Raw genomic sequence first — 17,975 nt, forward strand, 5'->3', positions numbered from 1 at the left:
TGATTTTTATTGCATATTTTTTTTAATTTGCTATAATCAGTTTGTTGGAAGTTTTCAAAACAACATAGCAAGTTAAAATAAGGCTTTGTCCGTTATCAACTTTTCAAGTGGCGCTGTTCTCGGCGCTTTTTTTTGTACCTAAATTCGTTGATAATCGTTGTGGAGATAACAAGCAAACCAAAATAACGTTTTTTATTTAACGTTAGTATTATACCATATTCTATTCAGCAGTTGTCGAAAATTATTCAATATTTCCCGTTAATATGAATATTGATTCCACAAAAAAAGACCTTCCTCCGAAAAGGAAAGTCTTTTTTAATTTCAAAAATGAAATTATTCCGCAGCGTTTGCGTCTTTGAGACCGTATTGAGAGCCAGATTGCTTTCTGGTGGTATCTGATAGGTAGAAAAAAGCGTAAGTACGGCATTCTTGAGGAATTATAAAATCTAATGAAACCCAGTAAAATTTGATTGAGAAGGTCAAAAGTATGGTCAAAAAATACTCGCCAGTGTATTATTTTTTCGTCATATGATCCTAATGATTCACTCTCTAACCATTTAAACACATTCTAATAGAATTTATCATCTCTTCAAAAAAACTGTTTTGAAAGGATTGATTTTTTAACATTTCATAATAGATATCACTATTCTTAGATGTATATATTTCTGCTCTATCACAAAGAACTTGATACTTCACGTCAAAATCAGGTATAAATTTTCTTAACTCTTCCTCCAAATTTTCTTCATAAGATGTATACAAATCACAAATCGTAGACTTAGGATTTTCAATTCTCACTCCTGAAAAATACTCTGTGATATTACCGTTTAGTTTCGCGTTATTTTCCTGATTTTTACCATCTTTATTCTTAGTATAATCCCCATCGAAGATTGCATATGTCTTTATACCAAAAAATTTTAGTATTTGCGCATATAAAATAATATTAGTTTTCGATCCACAAACTACGTAATTAATTCCTAAACGTTCAAAATAATTTGATCCAAAAAAAGAATCTACAACTCCTTTAACACACGCATGGTCAGTTGTCCCTTCTAGTAAAATAGCTTTATCTGAAAAAACAGCCTCTGAAAGACTATTGCTTAAAATATTTTTAATTTGGTTATTTATTGTAGATTCTTTTACATATTCTTTTAGAGAATCTTGTAGATCACTTAAAGAAAAACTTTTGATTTCTGACCCACTTCCGGATTCTACACAACTAACTTTTCTAATCTTATGAACTTCTTTTGTTTCAATAAATATAGAACTATGCGTTGCGAACATTACTTGAGTTTTTTCTGGGTTATCAGAAATTATCTTGCGCAGAGCTGAATTAAATATTCTAGTTTGAATAGGATGCTGATATAGTTCAGGCTCTTCAATTGCAAGACAAATCGTCGCATTATTATCACTACCTCGACCGTACTCAGCAAGATATTGTAATGCAGATATTATTAATGTACGTTGAAACCCATGTCCTTGTCTATCTACACTATATTGATTATTTTCATCCATAAAATCTACCACACTTATATCAAATCTAGCTTTAGGAGGGGTTATACTAGGCATTTTCGGTGTTACTATAACTTTTTTGTTAAGTGTATAATGTGAAATAACTTCATTCATGTTATTAGAAATCTCTTTTAGAAACTGACCATAAACCTCGTTATAAACTTGCCTCTGATTTTCTGTTATCGTAGTGTACAACTCATTTACTTTATCATCTGCCTCTTTTCGATCAATTGTACTTTCGATAATCCTACTTATTACACTCGACTTATTGTCATCATTTGCCTCTTCGTTCGCTCTCAAATTTGCACTAATAAAAATAAAACTAAAATTATTATTCATTACTCCTTGACCATTGAAGCCAAAAAAATCCGTACTTAAATGGCTAGGAACTTTGGATAATAGGTTTCTGTGAGCATTTTCAAACTCTCTCATTTTTGTTTCAGCATCAACTTTGCTCGTAGCCTTTTGTATAGTGGAAAGATTTTCATCTGTCTCGATAAGTCGGTTGAAAGTATCCTTTTTTTCTTTAGCTGTCTTTGACTCTTTTATCTCAGTAAATGGTCGGTATCCCATGCTATTTGCTGATAGCCGTTCTTCTCCACCACTTCCTCTTGTTTTTATTATTACAAGATTCTCCTCAATGTCAGTTACATATGCCCCTAAAACCTCTTTGTCATATTCAGTTAAACAATTAAAAATGACCTCAACTGAAATCTCATTACCATTATTACAATTGCAATCATCATCTGATAAATTATTATTCTTTCCATAAGCATTAAAAAACCAATCTAATGCATACATAATTGATGATTTCCCCGCACCATTAGGACCAATAAATGTCGTAATATCTTCGAACTCAATTTGAACATCTTTTAAAGCTCTAAAATTTTTGATTCTTACACTTTTAATTTTCATTTTTATCTCCTAGCATTATTCAGAATAACTTGTTACTGTTTTCGCTATCTTTTATAAATGCATCTATAGTAGTTCTATAGAAATTTTCATCTGCCTAGTGCTAAAAAGAGTGCCAGCAATACTTCTTTTATCTATTTAACAAAAGAAACAAACTGTAATAACTTCTCTATATGTTCTATCCGTCAGAATTCTTAATAGAAAGCCTGAATTTATGAAGCCAAGTAAATCTTAGAGTATGAATATAGTACTTAGCGAGCGCTTCAGTTTTCATTAATTTTTTTTCACGATAGTGGTTTGTTTAATATACTTTCAATTGTAACTCTTTCTTCAAGCTGTGAATCTTTCCACCTATCATAAGCATCATCTTCATAAGACAGATAATCATGCTCTCTTTGCAAATATTCACTGAGATTCCTTTTTAAATCCCAATAGTTTAATTCCGCTGAAACTATATCTTTCCATTCATATTCATCATTTAACATTTTGTTTACCCTATCTATAAATTCATAGGTTTGACCATCAACTTCAAAATCTAAGTCAAATTTATTAGGATCATTTATGAAATCAATATCTTCTAGAGAATTTTCATCATCTAGAAACTCTTGAAGTAGTTCGATTTTCTTGTCTCGAAATTTAAAATAGAAGTCTAAATTTTCAACACAGCTAGCATAGTATTTCTCATCCAACCAAAATATTTTATCTACTATTTCATTGATATTTCTTACAATATTATCAAGATCTTCTGAATTTAAGTTATGACTATTTAAAATATTATCAACGATTTTTTCATCTTCAAGCGCTAGAAGGAAATCTTTCTTCAACTTAATATTTTCGGAATAATAGATTTGTAAAATAATTTCTCCCCAACCATTTGAATATTTGTTCAATCTATATTTTCCATCGTACGTCCTCAGATGTTCTCTAAACTCCATTTCGTAAGTATCGTATTTATCTAAACATATGATAGCTATCATTTTTTCTCCAATAAATTCTGTTTTATCATTAAATTCATTCCAGTCGTTTAGTAATCTAGTAAAGAAATACTTATGTGATGCTTCTAAACGCAGCGAAGTAATCTTGTTACATTGTTTACTAAGTTGATGAAGATATACGGAACGATTAATTATATTTTTTCTCATTTTAATAAGATTGTTTATCTTATCATTTAAAAAATCAATAATACTTGGATTTAAAAAGTCAACCTTTGCTTCACTATCAAAACTTTCTTTGGTAAAAGTAATCCAAGATCCATCCAATTTTTGCAAAGATTTTTTCAAATTGAAGGTTGGGTCCAAATCTAAGGTATTGAATGATTTTTTTAGCCACTCTTCTTCCACAGGATAATTGTCAAACATTAACAGAGAAAATAATAAATACTTTTCCTCAAGCTCCAAGTTATCAAATAGATTATCGTACAGATTAGTAGGATGATTTAGAACATGCACAACATAATCATAAAAATTTTCTCCAGATTCTTTAAAGTTATTTACAATCAGTTCAACTAATCTTGGAAAATAGTTTCTATGATTTATAATTTTTCTCCAATTTTTTCCTCTAAGTAAATCATATTTTTCTTCAAGTTCTCTTTTATCAAATTCCTTGAGTATTGACCTTTTTTTCTCAAAGGTTTTTCTAAAAATATGTGCTTTATCAATCTCAGAGTATTTAGATAAATCGATAATAAAATTTTTTTCTTCTGTAAATTTTTCATCAATTAATTTTTGAAATTCAAAATTCGTCGTTTTTGCATTCTGAAGAATTTGAGTTCTAGAATTTAAGCAAATAAAAATATTATTTGAATTTTTCGAAGCTGAATAAAGTTTTTTTACATCTTGAAGTATTCTTTCGCTGACATCGAATTTATTACGTCCCAAAAAGTCATCGAAAACAATGAACAGATTTCTTTTCCTATTATTTCTATAATTATTATTGTATAGCTCCAAAACATTATCGATGTCTTCTACTTTCCGAACTATAACATCAAATTTATTTTCGTTATTATTAGAAAATAGATTTCCAAGCATTGCACAAGTTGTTGTCTTCCCAATTCCAGCAGGCCCTTGAATCAATAGAATATGTTCTCTTTGTAGAGTATGATAAGCTTCTCCTAAAAAAATGGTTTCAACAAAATAATTAAAGTCCAACTCTGAAAAGTAATCTTTCGATTCTAATTCAATACTATCCATTTTTTGTTTTTTTATGACTTTTGAAAAAGATTTTTCAATCAATCCATATGTTTCGAAAATATCTTTAAAACCCTTATCTTGTGAAAGAGTTGTTAAACTAGATGCAAAAATAATGTAATCATCACTTGGTATTACTTGTGGGAGCTTCTCATTTGCATAATCTCGAATTTCTTTCAATCCCGCTGGTGTCAATCCCATACTTGTTACAATCACATACCTGAATTTAGTTTTCCATCCGTACTTAACTTTCGCAGATAAAAGTTTATCAACCTCTTCTTTTAATAACCTAACAGCTGTCTTATGATTTTTTGTTACCTGCCAACGCTTCGCTTGAACAATGATCTTTGGACATTCAATATCATCGATTCCGTCTATTCCATCATCCTTTCCCTCTTTGAAACTATGAAGGCTAGAAGTATTAAATTTTTTCTTAGTAATTTCAATAGCGAAATTTTCAAACTCTGTTGTTGTTAAGCCGTCTGCTCTAATTCCAATATCCATATATCTGATTTCTCCCTGAAAAAATAATCTTTGATGGATATTTAAAAATTTTATTTTTCATCCATCTTTTTTTATTTATACCCTTAGCCTACTAGTTTAAATATCATCAATATTGTATCTTGGTGTTTAACTAATCAATAAGCTTAAAAACTCATTTAAAGTATAATTTTCCTGATACACCTATTACTGGGAAAGAATCACGAAGAATATCATACCTCCTCATGATTTTTCCTATTGCGTAGTGTCCGTTCAAGTGCCCCGTTCATGAATGGCTAACCATAGATTATAAGATCATTATAGAGTAATTTACCTACATTTTTGACTGTCTCCTTAAATTGCTTCATCACAAATAATATTTGGATTACCTCTCATTACATATCCAAATTGGGACATACTATACCCTAAACTGGATCTTAATCTCTTTAATTATTAAATCTGCTTTAATAGTATCCGATTTCATATTCTTATTGCACCTAGAATTTTATCTATTCATCAATAGATACTTACGCCTATATTGGTGAACGTCGTACTGAAGAATCAGCAATAAATTTTCGAGGGTCTTATACAATTAAGAAACTTTTACCCTGTAACGCCCCAGCCATATATGGATTCCGCTTTCACTATGCAATGCTTTCAATACATTTATTTTTATTCAATAAACCACTCTTCTAATTGCTCTGTATTAGTCTTACTATACAAATTAATCAATGCTGGTCGTAATGTTTCAAATGCCTCTATCAATTCTTCTCCTCCAAACCGTCCTGAAAAAGATTTATTCGTCAGTTCTTCGGACAATCGATTGATTAATTCTTCGGTTTTTTGATAATCTGCCAAGATATTAATTAGTTTCCCCACTAAATATCGATCTTCAAAATTACTATCCGCAAAAAAATCGTACTTATCGACTTCCTGCTTAACCAGTTTCATCATATCATCTTTTTTTTCATAATTAAATTCACCGGCTACATCCATGTATTCGATGATTCCACTCGTAATAACGGTGACTGCCTCATCTTTCTTCTGTTTAGATAATTCATCGGCAATCGGCAACTGATTGATTTCATAAGTTGTCAATTTCTGGATTTCTTTCTTGATTACTTCTTGCTGTAATTCATAAAAATAATCATCAATGAATTCTTCACAAGGATATCCTACCTCGTTTTCCCAACCTGGATTTTTAAATTCTCCGGTATAGAATTCTTCTTTGATTTTTTTCACGACTTCTGGGTAATCTTGGACAATCGTGATTTGTCCTTTTAACCGCAAGTAGTCCGCAATATATTCTTCAATCTCACCAAAATAAAACCAGCCTACAGGTCTCCCACTAATACTAGACAATTGATTAATCACGTTTTCAGGAGCTAGCGCATAGCCTTGAACATATGAGCTAATCGTTGGTTTCTTTACACCCAAGCGATTGCCTAACTCCGTAAAGGACAGATTCATACTCTCTTTTATTTCCTTAATTCGCTGTCCCACTTTCACTTTATCAGGTTGTAATAAACCAAACATAGACTACTTCCTCCTTGTTCTTTTTTCCATTATATCACTCGTATAAAATTTCGTATACATTTTTTGATAAAATCACTTGACTTCGTATAAACAAACGTATAAAATACAAATCATAGATGGCTGTCTATATTTTTTTAACTAATCGTATAAATTATCGTATATTAAAAAGGAGGGCTATTATGCCAATTAAAATCAACGATCTCACTTTACCAAAAGAAAAACTCGAAAAAGAATACCAAGTCGTCAATGTCACTCGCTGGCAGAAAGACGGCGAAATTCTAGGTTGGAGTTATGAATGTATCCTACCAAAACTCCGCTACGAAAAAATCAGTGTCAAAGTCAAATCCGAACATCCTGTGATTACTCTTGAAGAACTTACTCAACAAGGTTTAGCCATGGTTACGTTTACTAATTTAGAAATTTCTCCTTGGGGACGTTCAAATGGTCAATTTGTCAGCTACGGTTTATCAGCAACGGCAGATGCGGCAACTTTGCTTCCGAAAAAACAAGGCAATACTTCACAAATCTAATTCTCCTATGGGTTTGTTGGGTGGTTAGGACGGGAACGGCGGGGCAGCGCCCACAGAGCCGTTTCTGTCCGTTAAGACCGCCCAATAAACACATAGGCTGGAAGGACTGCCACGCAGGACTTCCCCTTAACTTGATTTATAGAACAACATCAGGCGAAAAATGATGGTTCTTTGACAACTGAATACGCATCAAGGAGTGATGATTTTTGAAAGCTTATAATCAGAAAATCATTGAGACTCCCACGTACCTTGAAATTTATGATTATGAAGCAATCATTACTCCCAAACAAAAAACAGAAAAAAGTGAAACCAATCCAAAACGAAAAGAAGAACTCGCTTGGCTTTATGAAGAAAATACGACTACTGATAAAAGAAAAAACTATGATGAATTATCTGCGCAAGGGCAATACGACAGTTTAAAACGAAAACAAAAATATTATCAGAATATGCGCTTTGAAATTGCCCGACTCGTGGATATGAACTTTGACAATCAGACGAAATTTTTAACCCTCACTTTCAGAGAAAACATTCAAGACATTTCCTATGCGAATAATGAATTCAAAAAATTTATCAAACGACTCAATTACGAACTCTACCATACAAAGAAAGCAAACCTAAAATACCTTGCCACGTGGGAAAAACAAGAACGAGGTGCGATTCATTACCACATTATCCTGTTTGACTTTCCTTTTATCTCCGTCAATCGCCTTACTACGATCTGGGGACATGGATTTGTCAAAATCAACAAGATTGATGTGGATAGTATCGAAAATCGCGGGCGCTACATCAGCAAATATTTCGATAAGGATTTGGATATGAAAGAGCATAAGAAAAAAGCCTTCTTCAAATCCCGCAACCTCAAAATACCCAGCGTCACAAAACAACTGGTGGAGCAACCTTTTGATGCCACAAATCAAGACGTGCTTTATACCAATGAGTATCTCGTAAGGCGCCCAATTTTTTACAATGCTGTAAATGAAGGTGGACATCCTGAACAAGTGATGGATTTTCAAGAAAGCATTGTCCGCTATACAAAAATAAAAAAATGAATCTCGAAAGTAGGTAAAAATATGACTGTTACTGTACCGATTGAATTCAATCAAGAAATAATTGAAGAACTTGTTCAATTAACAAAGCAAAAAATTGAGGAAGAACAAACGCAACAACCAAACTTAAACGAGTTGCCTCCCTATCCAACAAGGAAACAATTAAAGCAACACCTAAAAATTGGGGATACTCGCCTCAATAGTTGGATTAATCATGGTTTAAAAATCATTCCTTTTGGGAAAGAAACTCGATTTGACCGTGAAGATGTAAAACTATTTTTAGATAGTTTAAAAATCTAGCCTTGACTTACTTGTTGTGGCTGCCTATGATACCCATAAGAAAGGAGTAAATCTTCTCTTTGATATACTGGCGAGTGAATCAAAGGAGACAATTATGATCAAAAAATATCAAAAGAAAAATGGCACAATCGCCTATATGTTCAAAGCCTATCTTGGCATTGATCCTGTTACAGGAAAAAAGAAATACACCACCAAGCGTGGGTTTAAATCACCAAAAGAAGCCAGAAAAGCTTACAATCGCTTGATGGTGCAAGTAGAAGAAAATGATGTAGTGACAGATTCACAACGTCCTTTTTCAGAATTGGCAGATGAGTGGTTTGAACAATACAAAAATACGGTTCGTGAAAGTACCTATGTCGCCCAAAAATTAGCTTACAAAAAGCATATCTTCCCTCTCTTTGGTAATTTGAAAATCTCAAGAATTTCAATCCCATACTGTCAAAAACAAGTAAATCATTGGTATAGCTACTACAAAAAGTATTCCAATTTGATTGGTTTGACTTCCTCCATTTTCAAATATGCTTTGAGTTTACGTCTTATTCGGAATAATCCCATGGATGCTGTGATTCGTCCAAAACGTAAGAAACGAATTGACGAAGAACGCTATTCCGCACCTTACTATGAAAAGGAAGAACTATTGGAGTTCCTCGAAATTGCGAAAAACTATCCAGATCCGATTTATCCGATTTTTCGGATTTTAGCTTTTACAGGATTACGTAAAGGTGAACTCTTAGCCTTACGTTGGAAAGACATTGATTTTGAGAAAAGAACCCTTTCCGTCAAACAAACTTTAGCTACTTGTGACAAATGGGAAATTAAATTTCAAGTTCCAAAAACAGAAAAGAGCCTTCGAACAATTTCGATAGACTCTGAAACATTACAAGTGATTAAACGATGGCAATTGAAGCAAAAAGAATATTTTCTAAAAATGGGAATCAAACCGACAAAAAATGGGGAACAACTCCTATTTGTATCAGAAGAAAATAAACCATTGTATTTAGACTATGTAAATCACAACTTAAAAATCATTATAAAAGAGAACAACTTAAAACGGATCACACCTCATGGCTTTCGTCATACTCATTGTAGTTTGCTATTTGAATCCGGCGCTTCACTCAAAGAAGTTCAAGTTCGCCTTGGACACACAGATATTAAAACGACCATGGATATCTACACCCATGTTACAAAAAGACAGACCGAAGAAACGGCAAATCGTTTTGCAGATTTCATGAGTTCCACAGAGGAAAATCAAGGAAACTTGCAGAAGGTCAAAAGTATGGTCAAAAGCGAAAAAAAGCAGACTATCCCTATCAGATAGTCTGCTAAACGTTGATATATCAGCGTTTTTCTTATTGTGCAGCGTTCTTGTCTTTGAGACCGTATTTTTTGTTGAAACGGTCGACACGGCCATCTGCTTGGGTAAATTTTTGACGTCCAGTATAGAATGGATGTGAGTCAGAAGTTACTTCGACACGTACCAATGGATAAGTGTTTCCGTCTTCCCATTCAACAGTTTCTTGAGAGTTCTTAGTAGAACCTGACAAGAATTTGAAGCCTGTTGTTGAATCCATAAATACGACTGGATGATAATTTGGATGGATTTCTTGTTTCATGATTTTTTTCGCTCCTTTGCCCTGGTTCATTTGCTGCGCCAGAGTTATTTGTCAATTTACAACAGTAACATAGTATCATGTTTGCTGAGAAGTTGCAATTATCTTTTCGGATTTCTTTTTGGTGCTTTTTTTCCAAAAGAAACTTCTTGAAAAGCAGAAAACAACTGTTCGTTACTTTTGGTTTTCTTTAAAAATTGAACAAACTGCTCAGTGTATTCCAATGAATCACCACTCATATTATTCCGCAATTTCCAGGTTTCTTCCAATTGTTCGGCCGTCATCAATAGTTCTTCTTTTCGAGTTCCGGACTTTTTGATATCAATCGCCGGGAAGATTCGTCGTTCCGAGAGATCACGAGAAAGATGCAATTCCATATTCCCCGTTCCTTTGAATTCTTCATAAATCACGTCATCCATTCGACTGCCAGTATCCACTAAAGCTGTCGCCAAAATCGTCAGACTGCCGCCTTCTTCGATATTCCGAGCAGCACCGAAAAATTTCTTAGGTTTATACAAAGCAGCTGGATCGATTCCACCACTCAGTGTTCGACCGCTTGGCGGTACAACTAAATTGTAGGCACGGGCCAAACGAGTGATACTGTCCATGAGAATAACGACGTCCCGCTTATCTTCAACTAAACGCATTGCACGTTCTAAAACCAATTCCGACACTCGAGTATGGTTGCTTGGCTGCAAGTCAAAGGTAGAAGATACCACATCCCCTTTGACACTACGTTCCAAATCAGTCACTTCTTCTGGTCGTTCATCAATCAACAAGACAATCAGTTCAACCTCCGGAAAATTATCCGTGATACCGTTGGCGATTTCCTTTAAGACACTGGTTTTTCCGGCTTTTGGCGGCGCTACAATCAGGCCCCGCTGACCAAATCCTACTGGTGCAAAAATATCGATCATTCGGGTAGCCAAACGCCCCGGCGTTGTTTCCAAAGTCAAATGACGGTTTGGATATAAAGGTGTAAGGGCTGGAAAATGGGGCCGTTCTTTGGCTTCTTCAGGATCTTTGCCATTCACGCTTTCAACATGCATCAAACCATAATAACGTTCGGATTCTTTTGGTGGTCGAGCTTTTCCGGCGACTTTATCACCATTACGCAAACTGAATCGACGAATCTGGGAGGAAGAAATATAAATATCTTCCGCACTCGGTCCATAATTGATTGGCCGCAAAAAGCCGTACCCATCTTGCCCAACAATGTCTAAAATCCCTTCCATGTAAAAGAAGCCCTGCTTCTCCGCTTGCGCCCGAATAACCGCCAACGCCAATTCTTTTTTATTCATTTGACTGTAATAAGGAATTTTAAATTCTTTAGCATAGGTGTAGATTTCTTTTAGCGTACTGTTTTCCAGTTCCGCCATTGTTAAGTAGTCGCTCATAGTTGCTCCTTCATTTCAATATCTGCACCTAATGCAGTCAGTTTCTCGATGATATGATCGTATCCCCGCAAAATATATTCAACATTTGTGATGGTCGTTGTTCCTTCTGCCATCAAACCGGCGATAACTAAACACGCCCCCGCCCGTAAATCCGAAGCCACGACTTCTGCACCGTGCAGCTTGCTGGGACCGTTGATAATCACCATGTTGCCTTCTACCTGGGCATTAGCACCCATTCGCACAAGTTCTGGGATATGATTGGTTCGTTTGGCATAAATCGTATCGATCACTTCGGAAGTTCCGGCAGCTTTCAATAGAAGTGGAGTGATTGGTTGTTGCAGATCTGTCGCAAAGCCGGGATAAGGATAGGTTTTAAGGTTGGTAGGTTTCAATTCTTGAACGGGAAAAACTTCAATGGTGTCTTCGCTGATTTCCATCGGTACACCGATTTCTTCTAATTTGGCGATATAGCTTTCTAAATGTTCATAAATAACATTGTTGACCTTGATGCCTGCGCCCATCGCTGCTGCTAAAGACAGATAAGTTCCGGCTTCAATTCGATCAGGAATAATCGAGTGACGGCAGCCGTGGAGTTCACTGACGCCTTCGATACGAATCTCATTTGTACCAGCACCGCGAATTTTAGCACCCATATTGTTCAAAAGTGTTGCAACATCAATAATTTCTGGTTCACGAGCGGCATTTTCGATGACTGTTTTTCCTTCTGCCTTGACCGCCGCCAACATCACATTAATTGTTGCGCCGATTGAGACCATATCTAAGAAAATCCGATCCCCTTTTAATTTGTCAGAACGCAGATAAATCGCACCATGTTCGTTTGCCACAGAAGCACCTAATGCTTCAAAACCTTTAAAATGCAAATCAATAGGCCGTGGTCCTAAATAACATCCGCCAGGCAATCCAACGACAGCTTCGCCGAATTTTCCTAACAACGCACCCATAAAATAATAAGAAGCCCGTAAGCTGTTGATTTTTCCGCTAGGCATAGGAATTGAAACGATTCCTCGTGGGTCGATTTCTAATTGATTATCTGCAAAATGTGTTTTTACGCCCATGATTTCTAAAATTTCAATCAAAGAGTGAACGTCTTGAATATCGGGAACACCTTCTAGAATCACCGGTGAATCAGCAAGAATCGCTGCCGGAATCAAGGCAACTGCACTATTTTTGGCACCGCTAATCGTTACCTCACCTTTTAGAGGCCGACCGCCGCGAATAATAATTTTTTTCATATATTCTCCTTTTGAAAACTTATGTACCACGACAATTTTAACATACCCCAATTAAAGAAAAAAGAGACAACCCTTTCCTGCAAATTTCTTTAGCAAAAATGGCTGTCTTTCCTTCAATTGATAAAAAAAAAAACGGCACGGATTTCTCCGCACCGTTGATTGATACTTAATTAAGCTTTGTTTGCTGAACCGAACCAGTCGATATGTTCTTCAGCATCTTTAACGATTGCAGCAACACCTGGTGCCAACAATTTACGAGGGTCAAAGCCTTTTCCTTCTTTATCTTTGCCAGCTTCGATGTATTCACGAGTTGCTTTAGCAAATGATAATTGGAATTCTGTATTTACGTTAACTTTTGAGATACCCATTGAGATAGCTTTTTGGATTTGTTCTTTAGGAATTCCTGATCCGCCGTGTAATACTAGAGGAACATCAGAACCTACAGCGTCAGCAATTGCTTGTAAATGGTCAAATGCTAGACCTTTCCAGTTTTCTGGGTAAACGCCGTGGATGTTACCAATACCACATGCTAGGTAATCGATACCTGTAGCAACCATTTGTACACATTCGTCAACGTCAGCTAATTCGCCAGCACCGATGATGCCGTCTTCTTCTCCGCCGATTGAACCAACTTCACATTCAACAGAAATACCTTTAGCGTGAGCTTTTTCAACAACGTCTTTAGCTAATTTCAAGTTTTCTTCAAATGGAAGATGAGAACCATCAAACATGATTGAAGTATAGCCAACTTCGATACATTCTAAAGCAGCTTCATAGTCACCATGGTCTAAGTGGATTGCAACTGGTACAGTGATACCCATTGAATCAACTAAGTTTGTGATGATATCTTTAGCAACTTTGTATCCGCCCATGTATTTTGCAGCGCCCATTGAAGTTTGAATAAGAACTGGTGCTTTTTTAGCTTCTGCGGCTTTTAGAATTGCTTGGGTCCATTCTAAGTTGTTTGTGTTAAATCCACCAACTGCATATCCGCCTTTACGTGCAGCTTTTAAGAATTCTGCTCCTGATACTACTGGCATAAAAAATTCCTCCTAAGTTTTTGATAAACTTTATTTGTTAAGCAAGCTTAACCAACGCTTCCATTTTAGCAAACATTTGCCTACTTTGCTACTAAAAAGATGAAATTTGACTTTCAATAATTGACTGAACGAATTAAAATATCAGACCTTTTCATTTTATTTTCTGAAAAGATTTCAGTCTTCTCTAGTTATTTATCTGTTTTTCTACGGGTTAAGATAACATCCATTTGAAACTGTTTCAGCCATTTTTCACGAATTTTTTCATGTGAGAATGCTGTTCCTCCTTAAAAATGGAAAGAGCAAGTCTCCTTTTTGAAAAATCTACGCTTCATGTTCAGCCAAAGCTGCGCCAACAAACGCCTTGATTAATTTTTGGGGACGATTTGGACGAGAAATCAATTCTGGATGGAATTGGCAGCCGACGAAGAATTTTTTCTCTGGTAATTCAATGATTTCCACTAAGCGATTGTCTGGTGAAACACCGGAGAATACCAATCCGTGGGCTTCAAACATTTGACGGTAGTTGTTGTTGAATTCATACCGGTGACGGTGACGTTCCTGTACGACTTCTTCTTCATCATAAGCAGTTGCCGTCACTGTGCCTTTTTTCACTTTACATGGGTACAGACCCAAGCGTAAAGTTCCACCAAGATTTTCGACATTTTCCTGATCCGCCATTAAATCAATGATATTGTTTGGTGTATTTTGATCTGTTTCAGCAGAGTTGGCATCTTCTAAACCAACCACATTTCGCGCAAATTCCACACAGGCCATTTGCATGCCTAGGCAGATACCTAAGAATGGTACATCATTTTCCCGAGCATATTTGATAGCTTCGATTTTCCCTTCGATTCCGCGATCGCCAAAACCGCCGGGAACTAAAATTCCATCTGCATCCTTAAGTAAGGCATGTACATTATCTGCCGTCACTTCTTGGGCTTTCACCCAATCGATTTCGATATCTGAATCATAGGCAAATCCTGAATGCTTCAAGGCTTCAACAACAGAGATATAAGCATCAGGTAGTTCAACATATTTTCCTACCAATGCAATTTTTGTTTTCTTCTTCAAATGTAAAACCCGTTCTTCTAATGCTCGCCATTCTGTCATGTCTGCTTGTGGAACATCTAATTTCAAATGGTCACAAACGATTTGATCCATTCCTTGCGCTTGCAATGCCAATGGAATCGAATAAAGGGTTTCTACGTCACGGGATTCAATTACAGCTTCCGGTGCAACGTCACAAAATTGTGCCAATTTATTTTTGATACTTTGAGAAACTGGTAATTCTGTCCGTACCACCAAGATATTTGGTTGAATACCTAAACTACGTAATTCCTTCACACTGTGTTGGGTAGGTTTTGTTTTCATTTCACCGGCTGCTCGCAAGTAAGGAATCAAGGTGGTGTGAATATACATCACATTGTCCGCACCGACATCTGCCTTCATTTGACGCAACGCTTCTAAAAATGGCAACGATTCGATATCGCCAACGGTTCCACCGACTTCGGTGATAATGATATCTGAATCCGTCATTTTAGCTGCCCGCATGATTTTTTCTTTGATTTCATTTGTGATATGCGGAATAACTTGGACAGTTGCCCCTAAGTATTCGCCTTTTCGTTCCTTGCGTAAAACTTCCGAATAAATTTTTCCGGTGGTAACATTTGAATATTTGTTCAAATTGATATCAATGAATCGTTCATAATGTCCTAGATCTAAATCGGTTTCCGCACCATCGTCTGTCACGAAAACTTCTCCGTGTTGGTATGGACTCATGGTTCCAGGATCGACATTGATGTATGGGTCAAACTTTTGGATTGTCACTTTCAATCCGCGGTTTTTTAGCAAACGTCCTAGTGAAGCTGCCACGATCCCTTTACCGATCGACGAAACGACGCCACCTGTTACAAAAATATATTTTGTCATAAATTGAAAAACTCCTTCTACATTTTTTCGCAGGAAAAGGTGCTGTAAAAAAGAAAGAAGCTCCCTATCCATAAATGAATAGGGAGCATAATATCCAGACCTTTTGCCCCTTTTTTCAAGGGTGCCCAAGCAGAATAATACAATCCCCGTATGAAAATGTCAAGAAAATAATGTCAATCCTTTCAGCATTTTCATAAAAAACCGCTGAGCAAATCGACTCAGCGGTACACTTTTTTTCAAGGAGGATCAGTATAATTCTAAATATTGTTCTCTTTCCCATTCAGAAACAGTTTGGCGGAAGGATGCCCATTCCAGCCGTTTTGCTTCTACAAAATTAGCAAAAATATGTTTGCCTAATGCATCCACCATCACAGGATCTTTGCGCAATTCTTTGATTGCGTTATGGATTGTGGAAGGAAGGTCTTTGATTTGAGCCGCTTCACGTTCTGCTTCATTCATCACATAAATGTTGCGGTCCACTGCTGGTGGCGGCGTGATTTCATTGCGGATACCGTCTAAGCCGGCTTGCAGCAAGACAGCCATTGCCAAATAAGGGTTAGCAGAAGGATCGACTGAACGTAATTCCAAACGAGTAGACAAACCGCGAGATTCTGGCACGCGGATTAATGGGGAGCGGTTGCGTCCTGACCATGCCACATAAACAGGCGCTTCATATCCCGGAACCAAACGTTTGTAAGAATTGACGATTGGGTTGCAGACAGCTGTGTATGCCCGTGCATGTTCAATCAAGCCGCCCAAGAAATAGTAGGCTGTTTGGCTTAACTGCATGTCCCCTTTTTCATCATAAAAAACATTTTCGTCTCCTTTAAACAGAGACATGTTGCAATGCATTCCTGAGCCATTGATACCAAATAATGGTTTTGGCATGAAGGTCGCATGCAGACCATGTTTGCGGGCAATCGTTTTAACGACTAATTTGAAGGTTTGGATATTGTCACAGGCTTCAATCACATCGGCATATTTAAAGTCGATTTCATGTTGTCCTGGTGCAACTTCATGGTGGGAAGCTTCTACTTCAAAGCCAAGCTTTTCTAATTCCAGCACGATATCCCGACGACAGTTTTCGCCAAGGTCTGTCGGAGCAAAATCGAAATAACCGCCTTTGTCGTTTAGATCCATGGTGATTTCGCCATCTTCATCTAATTTAAATAAGAAAAATTCAGGTTCTGGCCCAAGGTTAAAGGAAGTAAAACCAAGTGCTTTCATGTCTGACAACGCACGTTTCAAATTGCCGCGAGGATCACCAGCAAATGGTTTTCCTTCTGGATTATAAATGTCACAGATCAAGCGGGCAACCTTGCCATGTTCGCTTTCCCATGGAAAAATCATCCATGTGGTCAAATCAGGATAAAGATACATATCACTTTCTTCGATTCGAACAAATCCTTCAATGGATGAACCGTCAAACATCATTTTATCATCTAAAACTTTGTCTAATTGACTCACTGGTACTTCTACGTTTTTGATTGTTCCCATGATATCCGTAAACATGAGTCGTAAAAAGCGAACATTCTCCTCTTCTACGATTCGTCTGATATCTTCCTTTGTATTTTGCGTTTTTGGCATGGTATCCCTTCCCCTTCATTTTTCAGCTTTCGCTTTTTTACATCCGCGGTCCTTTTTGTTGAAACGGACTTTGCGGTGTCAGTCCGCCTTGTGAAAGCAGCTCATCATAGAATATTCGGCGTACATCTTCGTCAGTCAACGATTTTGCTTCCTCAGAAACTTCTTGTAGCTTCATTTGGTACACATGTTTGATCCCCGCCATATTCAACCCTTCAGAGAGATAGTCTTTGATTTCCAACAAGATATCGATATCATTTAATGAATACATTCGGCGATTGCCTTCGCTTCTCTCCGGATGAATCAAATCCTGCTCTTCATAATATCGAATTTGACGCGCCGTCAAATCAGTTAATTTCATCACTGTACCAATTGGAAACACAGACATTGAGCGGCGTAACTCTTTTTCCCGCATAATTTCTCTCCTCTCATGATAGACTTGCTTTTGAACTTGTGATAACTATACCAATTCAAAAAAAAGCTGTCAATAGTTTTATGTAAGAAAAACTGACATGAGCGATTTTTTTATTAAAAATAATTCCGACAACAAAAAAAGAGCCCTCCGCAGAAGACTCTTCTAGCTATTTCGGTTCTATAATATTTAGTGTTGTTACTCAAATCGAGTAAGGACACTAAATATTTTTTTATAACAAAAAGCATTTG

The 17,975-nt window shown here is 36.3% G+C and carries 14 protein-coding genes; 4 read left to right on the top strand and 10 right to left on the bottom strand.

Going from position 1 to position 17,975, the window contains the following annotated elements:
- Positions 1–549: 549 nt before the first annotated feature.
- The 3 genes from FFM66_RS09235 to FFM66_RS09245 all read right to left on the bottom strand — a co-directional run bounded on the left by FFM66_RS09235 (position 550) and on the right by FFM66_RS09245 (position 6,623).
- Complete coding sequence (locus FFM66_RS09235) at positions 550–2,424, bottom strand: ATP-dependent nuclease (RefSeq protein WP_137605727.1); 1,875 nt, start codon at positions 2,422–2,424, stop codon at positions 550–552.
- Positions 2,425–2,705: 281 nt separating this feature from the next.
- Positions 2,706–5,111, bottom strand: a complete 2,406-nt coding sequence (locus tag FFM66_RS09240; RefSeq protein WP_137605728.1) for an nSTAND3 domain-containing NTPase — start codon at positions 5,109–5,111, stop codon at positions 2,706–2,708.
- Between the two features lie 648 nt (positions 5,112–5,759).
- Complete coding sequence (locus FFM66_RS09245) at positions 5,760–6,623, bottom strand: helix-turn-helix domain-containing protein (protein WP_137605729.1); 864 nt, start codon at positions 6,621–6,623, stop codon at positions 5,760–5,762.
- Positions 6,624–6,802: 179 nt separating this feature from the next.
- Here FFM66_RS09245 and FFM66_RS09250 point away from each other — a divergent pair, with 179 nt between their 5' ends.
- The 4 genes from FFM66_RS09250 to FFM66_RS09265 all read left to right on the top strand — a co-directional run bounded on the left by FFM66_RS09250 (position 6,803) and on the right by FFM66_RS09265 (position 9,817).
- Positions 6,803–7,153: a hypothetical protein gene (locus tag FFM66_RS09250; protein ID WP_137605730.1), complete on the top strand. Its 351-nt coding sequence runs from the start codon at positions 6,803–6,805 to the stop codon at positions 7,151–7,153.
- A 206-nt stretch (positions 7,154–7,359) separates the two neighbouring features.
- Positions 7,360–8,202, top strand: a complete 843-nt coding sequence (locus FFM66_RS09255) for a rolling circle replication-associated protein (protein ID WP_137605731.1) — start codon at positions 7,360–7,362, stop codon at positions 8,200–8,202.
- Positions 8,203–8,223: 21 nt separating this feature from the next.
- The gene (locus FFM66_RS09260; RefSeq protein WP_077452078.1) at positions 8,224–8,499 is read left to right on the top strand and encodes a DNA-binding protein; all 276 of its coding nucleotides are present in this window, start codon (positions 8,224–8,226) and stop codon (positions 8,497–8,499) included.
- A gap of 94 nt (positions 8,500–8,593) precedes the next feature.
- Positions 8,594–9,817 (top strand): site-specific integrase, encoded by a 1,224-nt coding sequence (locus FFM66_RS09265; protein ID WP_246038434.1) that lies wholly within the window; start codon positions 8,594–8,596, stop codon positions 9,815–9,817.
- Positions 9,818–9,848: 31 nt separating this feature from the next.
- Here the strand turns inward: FFM66_RS09265 and FFM66_RS09270 are convergent, their stop codons facing one another.
- The 7 genes from FFM66_RS09270 to FFM66_RS09300 form a co-directional block, all read right to left on the bottom strand.
- Positions 9,849–10,112: a type B 50S ribosomal protein L31 gene (locus FFM66_RS09270; RefSeq protein ID WP_137605734.1), complete on the bottom strand. Its 264-nt coding sequence runs from the start codon at positions 10,110–10,112 to the stop codon at positions 9,849–9,851.
- Between the two features lie 98 nt (positions 10,113–10,210).
- Entirely contained in the window at positions 10,211–11,506 is a 1,296-nt protein-coding gene (gene rho / locus FFM66_RS09275) for a transcription termination factor Rho (RefSeq protein WP_048604704.1), read from the bottom strand.
- Positions 11,503–12,759, bottom strand: coding sequence for a UDP-N-acetylglucosamine 1-carboxyvinyltransferase (gene murA, locus FFM66_RS09280; RefSeq protein ID WP_048604703.1), 1,257 nt, complete (start codon positions 12,757–12,759; stop codon positions 11,503–11,505). Before murA ends, rho begins: the two co-directional genes overlap by 4 nt.
- A 170-nt stretch (positions 12,760–12,929) precedes the next feature.
- The gene (locus FFM66_RS09285; protein ID WP_048604702.1) at positions 12,930–13,799 is read right to left on the bottom strand and encodes a class II fructose-bisphosphate aldolase; all 870 of its coding nucleotides are present in this window, start codon (positions 13,797–13,799) and stop codon (positions 12,930–12,932) included.
- Between the two features lie 321 nt (positions 13,800–14,120).
- Positions 14,121–15,728, bottom strand: coding sequence for a CTP synthase (gene pyrG / locus FFM66_RS09290; protein WP_137605732.1), 1,608 nt, complete (start codon positions 15,726–15,728; stop codon positions 14,121–14,123).
- Positions 15,729–15,974: 246 nt separating this feature from the next.
- Positions 15,975–17,315 carry a type I glutamate--ammonia ligase gene (gene glnA, locus FFM66_RS09295; RefSeq protein ID WP_048604700.1) on the bottom strand — a complete coding sequence of 447 codons (1,341 nt, stop codon included), beginning with the start codon at positions 17,313–17,315 and terminating at the stop codon, positions 15,975–15,977.
- Positions 17,316–17,352: 37 nt separating this feature from the next.
- Positions 17,353–17,727: a MerR family transcriptional regulator gene (locus FFM66_RS09300; RefSeq protein WP_048604699.1), complete on the bottom strand. Its 375-nt coding sequence runs from the start codon at positions 17,725–17,727 to the stop codon at positions 17,353–17,355.
- Positions 17,728–17,975 lie beyond the last annotated feature (248 nt).

It is taken from the genome of Enterococcus songbeiensis, from assembly GCF_005405265.1.
Lineage (GTDB): Bacteria > Bacillota > Bacilli > Lactobacillales > Enterococcaceae > Enterococcus_C > Enterococcus_C songbeiensis.

Bases quoted from the DNA above. Each gene is read 5' to 3' on its own strand.
- FFM66_RS09260 (WP_077452078.1), top strand. From the start codon at position 8,224: ATGACTGTTACTGTACCGATTGAATTCAATCAAGAAATAATTGAAGAA.
- FFM66_RS09270 (WP_137605734.1), bottom strand. From the start codon at position 10,112: ATGAAACAAGAAATCCATCCAAATTATCATCCAGTCGTATTTATGGAT.
- FFM66_RS09300 (WP_048604699.1), bottom strand. From the start codon at position 17,727: ATGCGGGAAAAAGAGTTACGCCGCTCAATGTCTGTGTTTCCAATTGGT.
- FFM66_RS09245 (WP_137605729.1), bottom strand. From the start codon at position 6,623: ATGTTTGGTTTATTACAACCTGATAAAGTGAAAGTGGGACAGCGAATT.
- FFM66_RS09250 (WP_137605730.1), top strand. From the start codon at position 6,803: ATGCCAATTAAAATCAACGATCTCACTTTACCAAAAGAAAAACTCGAA.
- FFM66_RS09285 (WP_048604702.1), bottom strand. From the start codon at position 13,799: ATGCCAGTAGTATCAGGAGCAGAATTCTTAAAAGCTGCACGTAAAGGC.
- FFM66_RS09235 (WP_137605727.1), bottom strand. From the start codon at position 2,424: ATGAAAATTAAAAGTGTAAGAATCAAAAATTTTAGAGCTTTAAAAGAT.
- glnA (WP_048604700.1), bottom strand. From the start codon at position 17,315: ATGCCAAAAACGCAAAATACAAAGGAAGATATCAGACGAATCGTAGAA.
- FFM66_RS09265 (WP_246038434.1), top strand. From the start codon at position 8,594: ATGATCAAAAAATATCAAAAGAAAAATGGCACAATCGCCTATATGTTC.
- murA (WP_048604703.1), bottom strand. From the start codon at position 12,759: ATGAAAAAAATTATTATTCGCGGCGGTCGGCCTCTAAAAGGTGAGGTA.
- pyrG (WP_137605732.1), bottom strand. From the start codon at position 15,728: ATGACAAAATATATTTTTGTAACAGGTGGCGTCGTTTCGTCGATCGGT.
- rho (WP_048604704.1), bottom strand. From the start codon at position 11,506: ATGAGCGACTACTTAACAATGGCGGAACTGGAAAACAGTACGCTAAAA.
- FFM66_RS09240 (WP_137605728.1), bottom strand. From the start codon at position 5,111: ATGGATATTGGAATTAGAGCAGACGGCTTAACAACAACAGAGTTTGAA.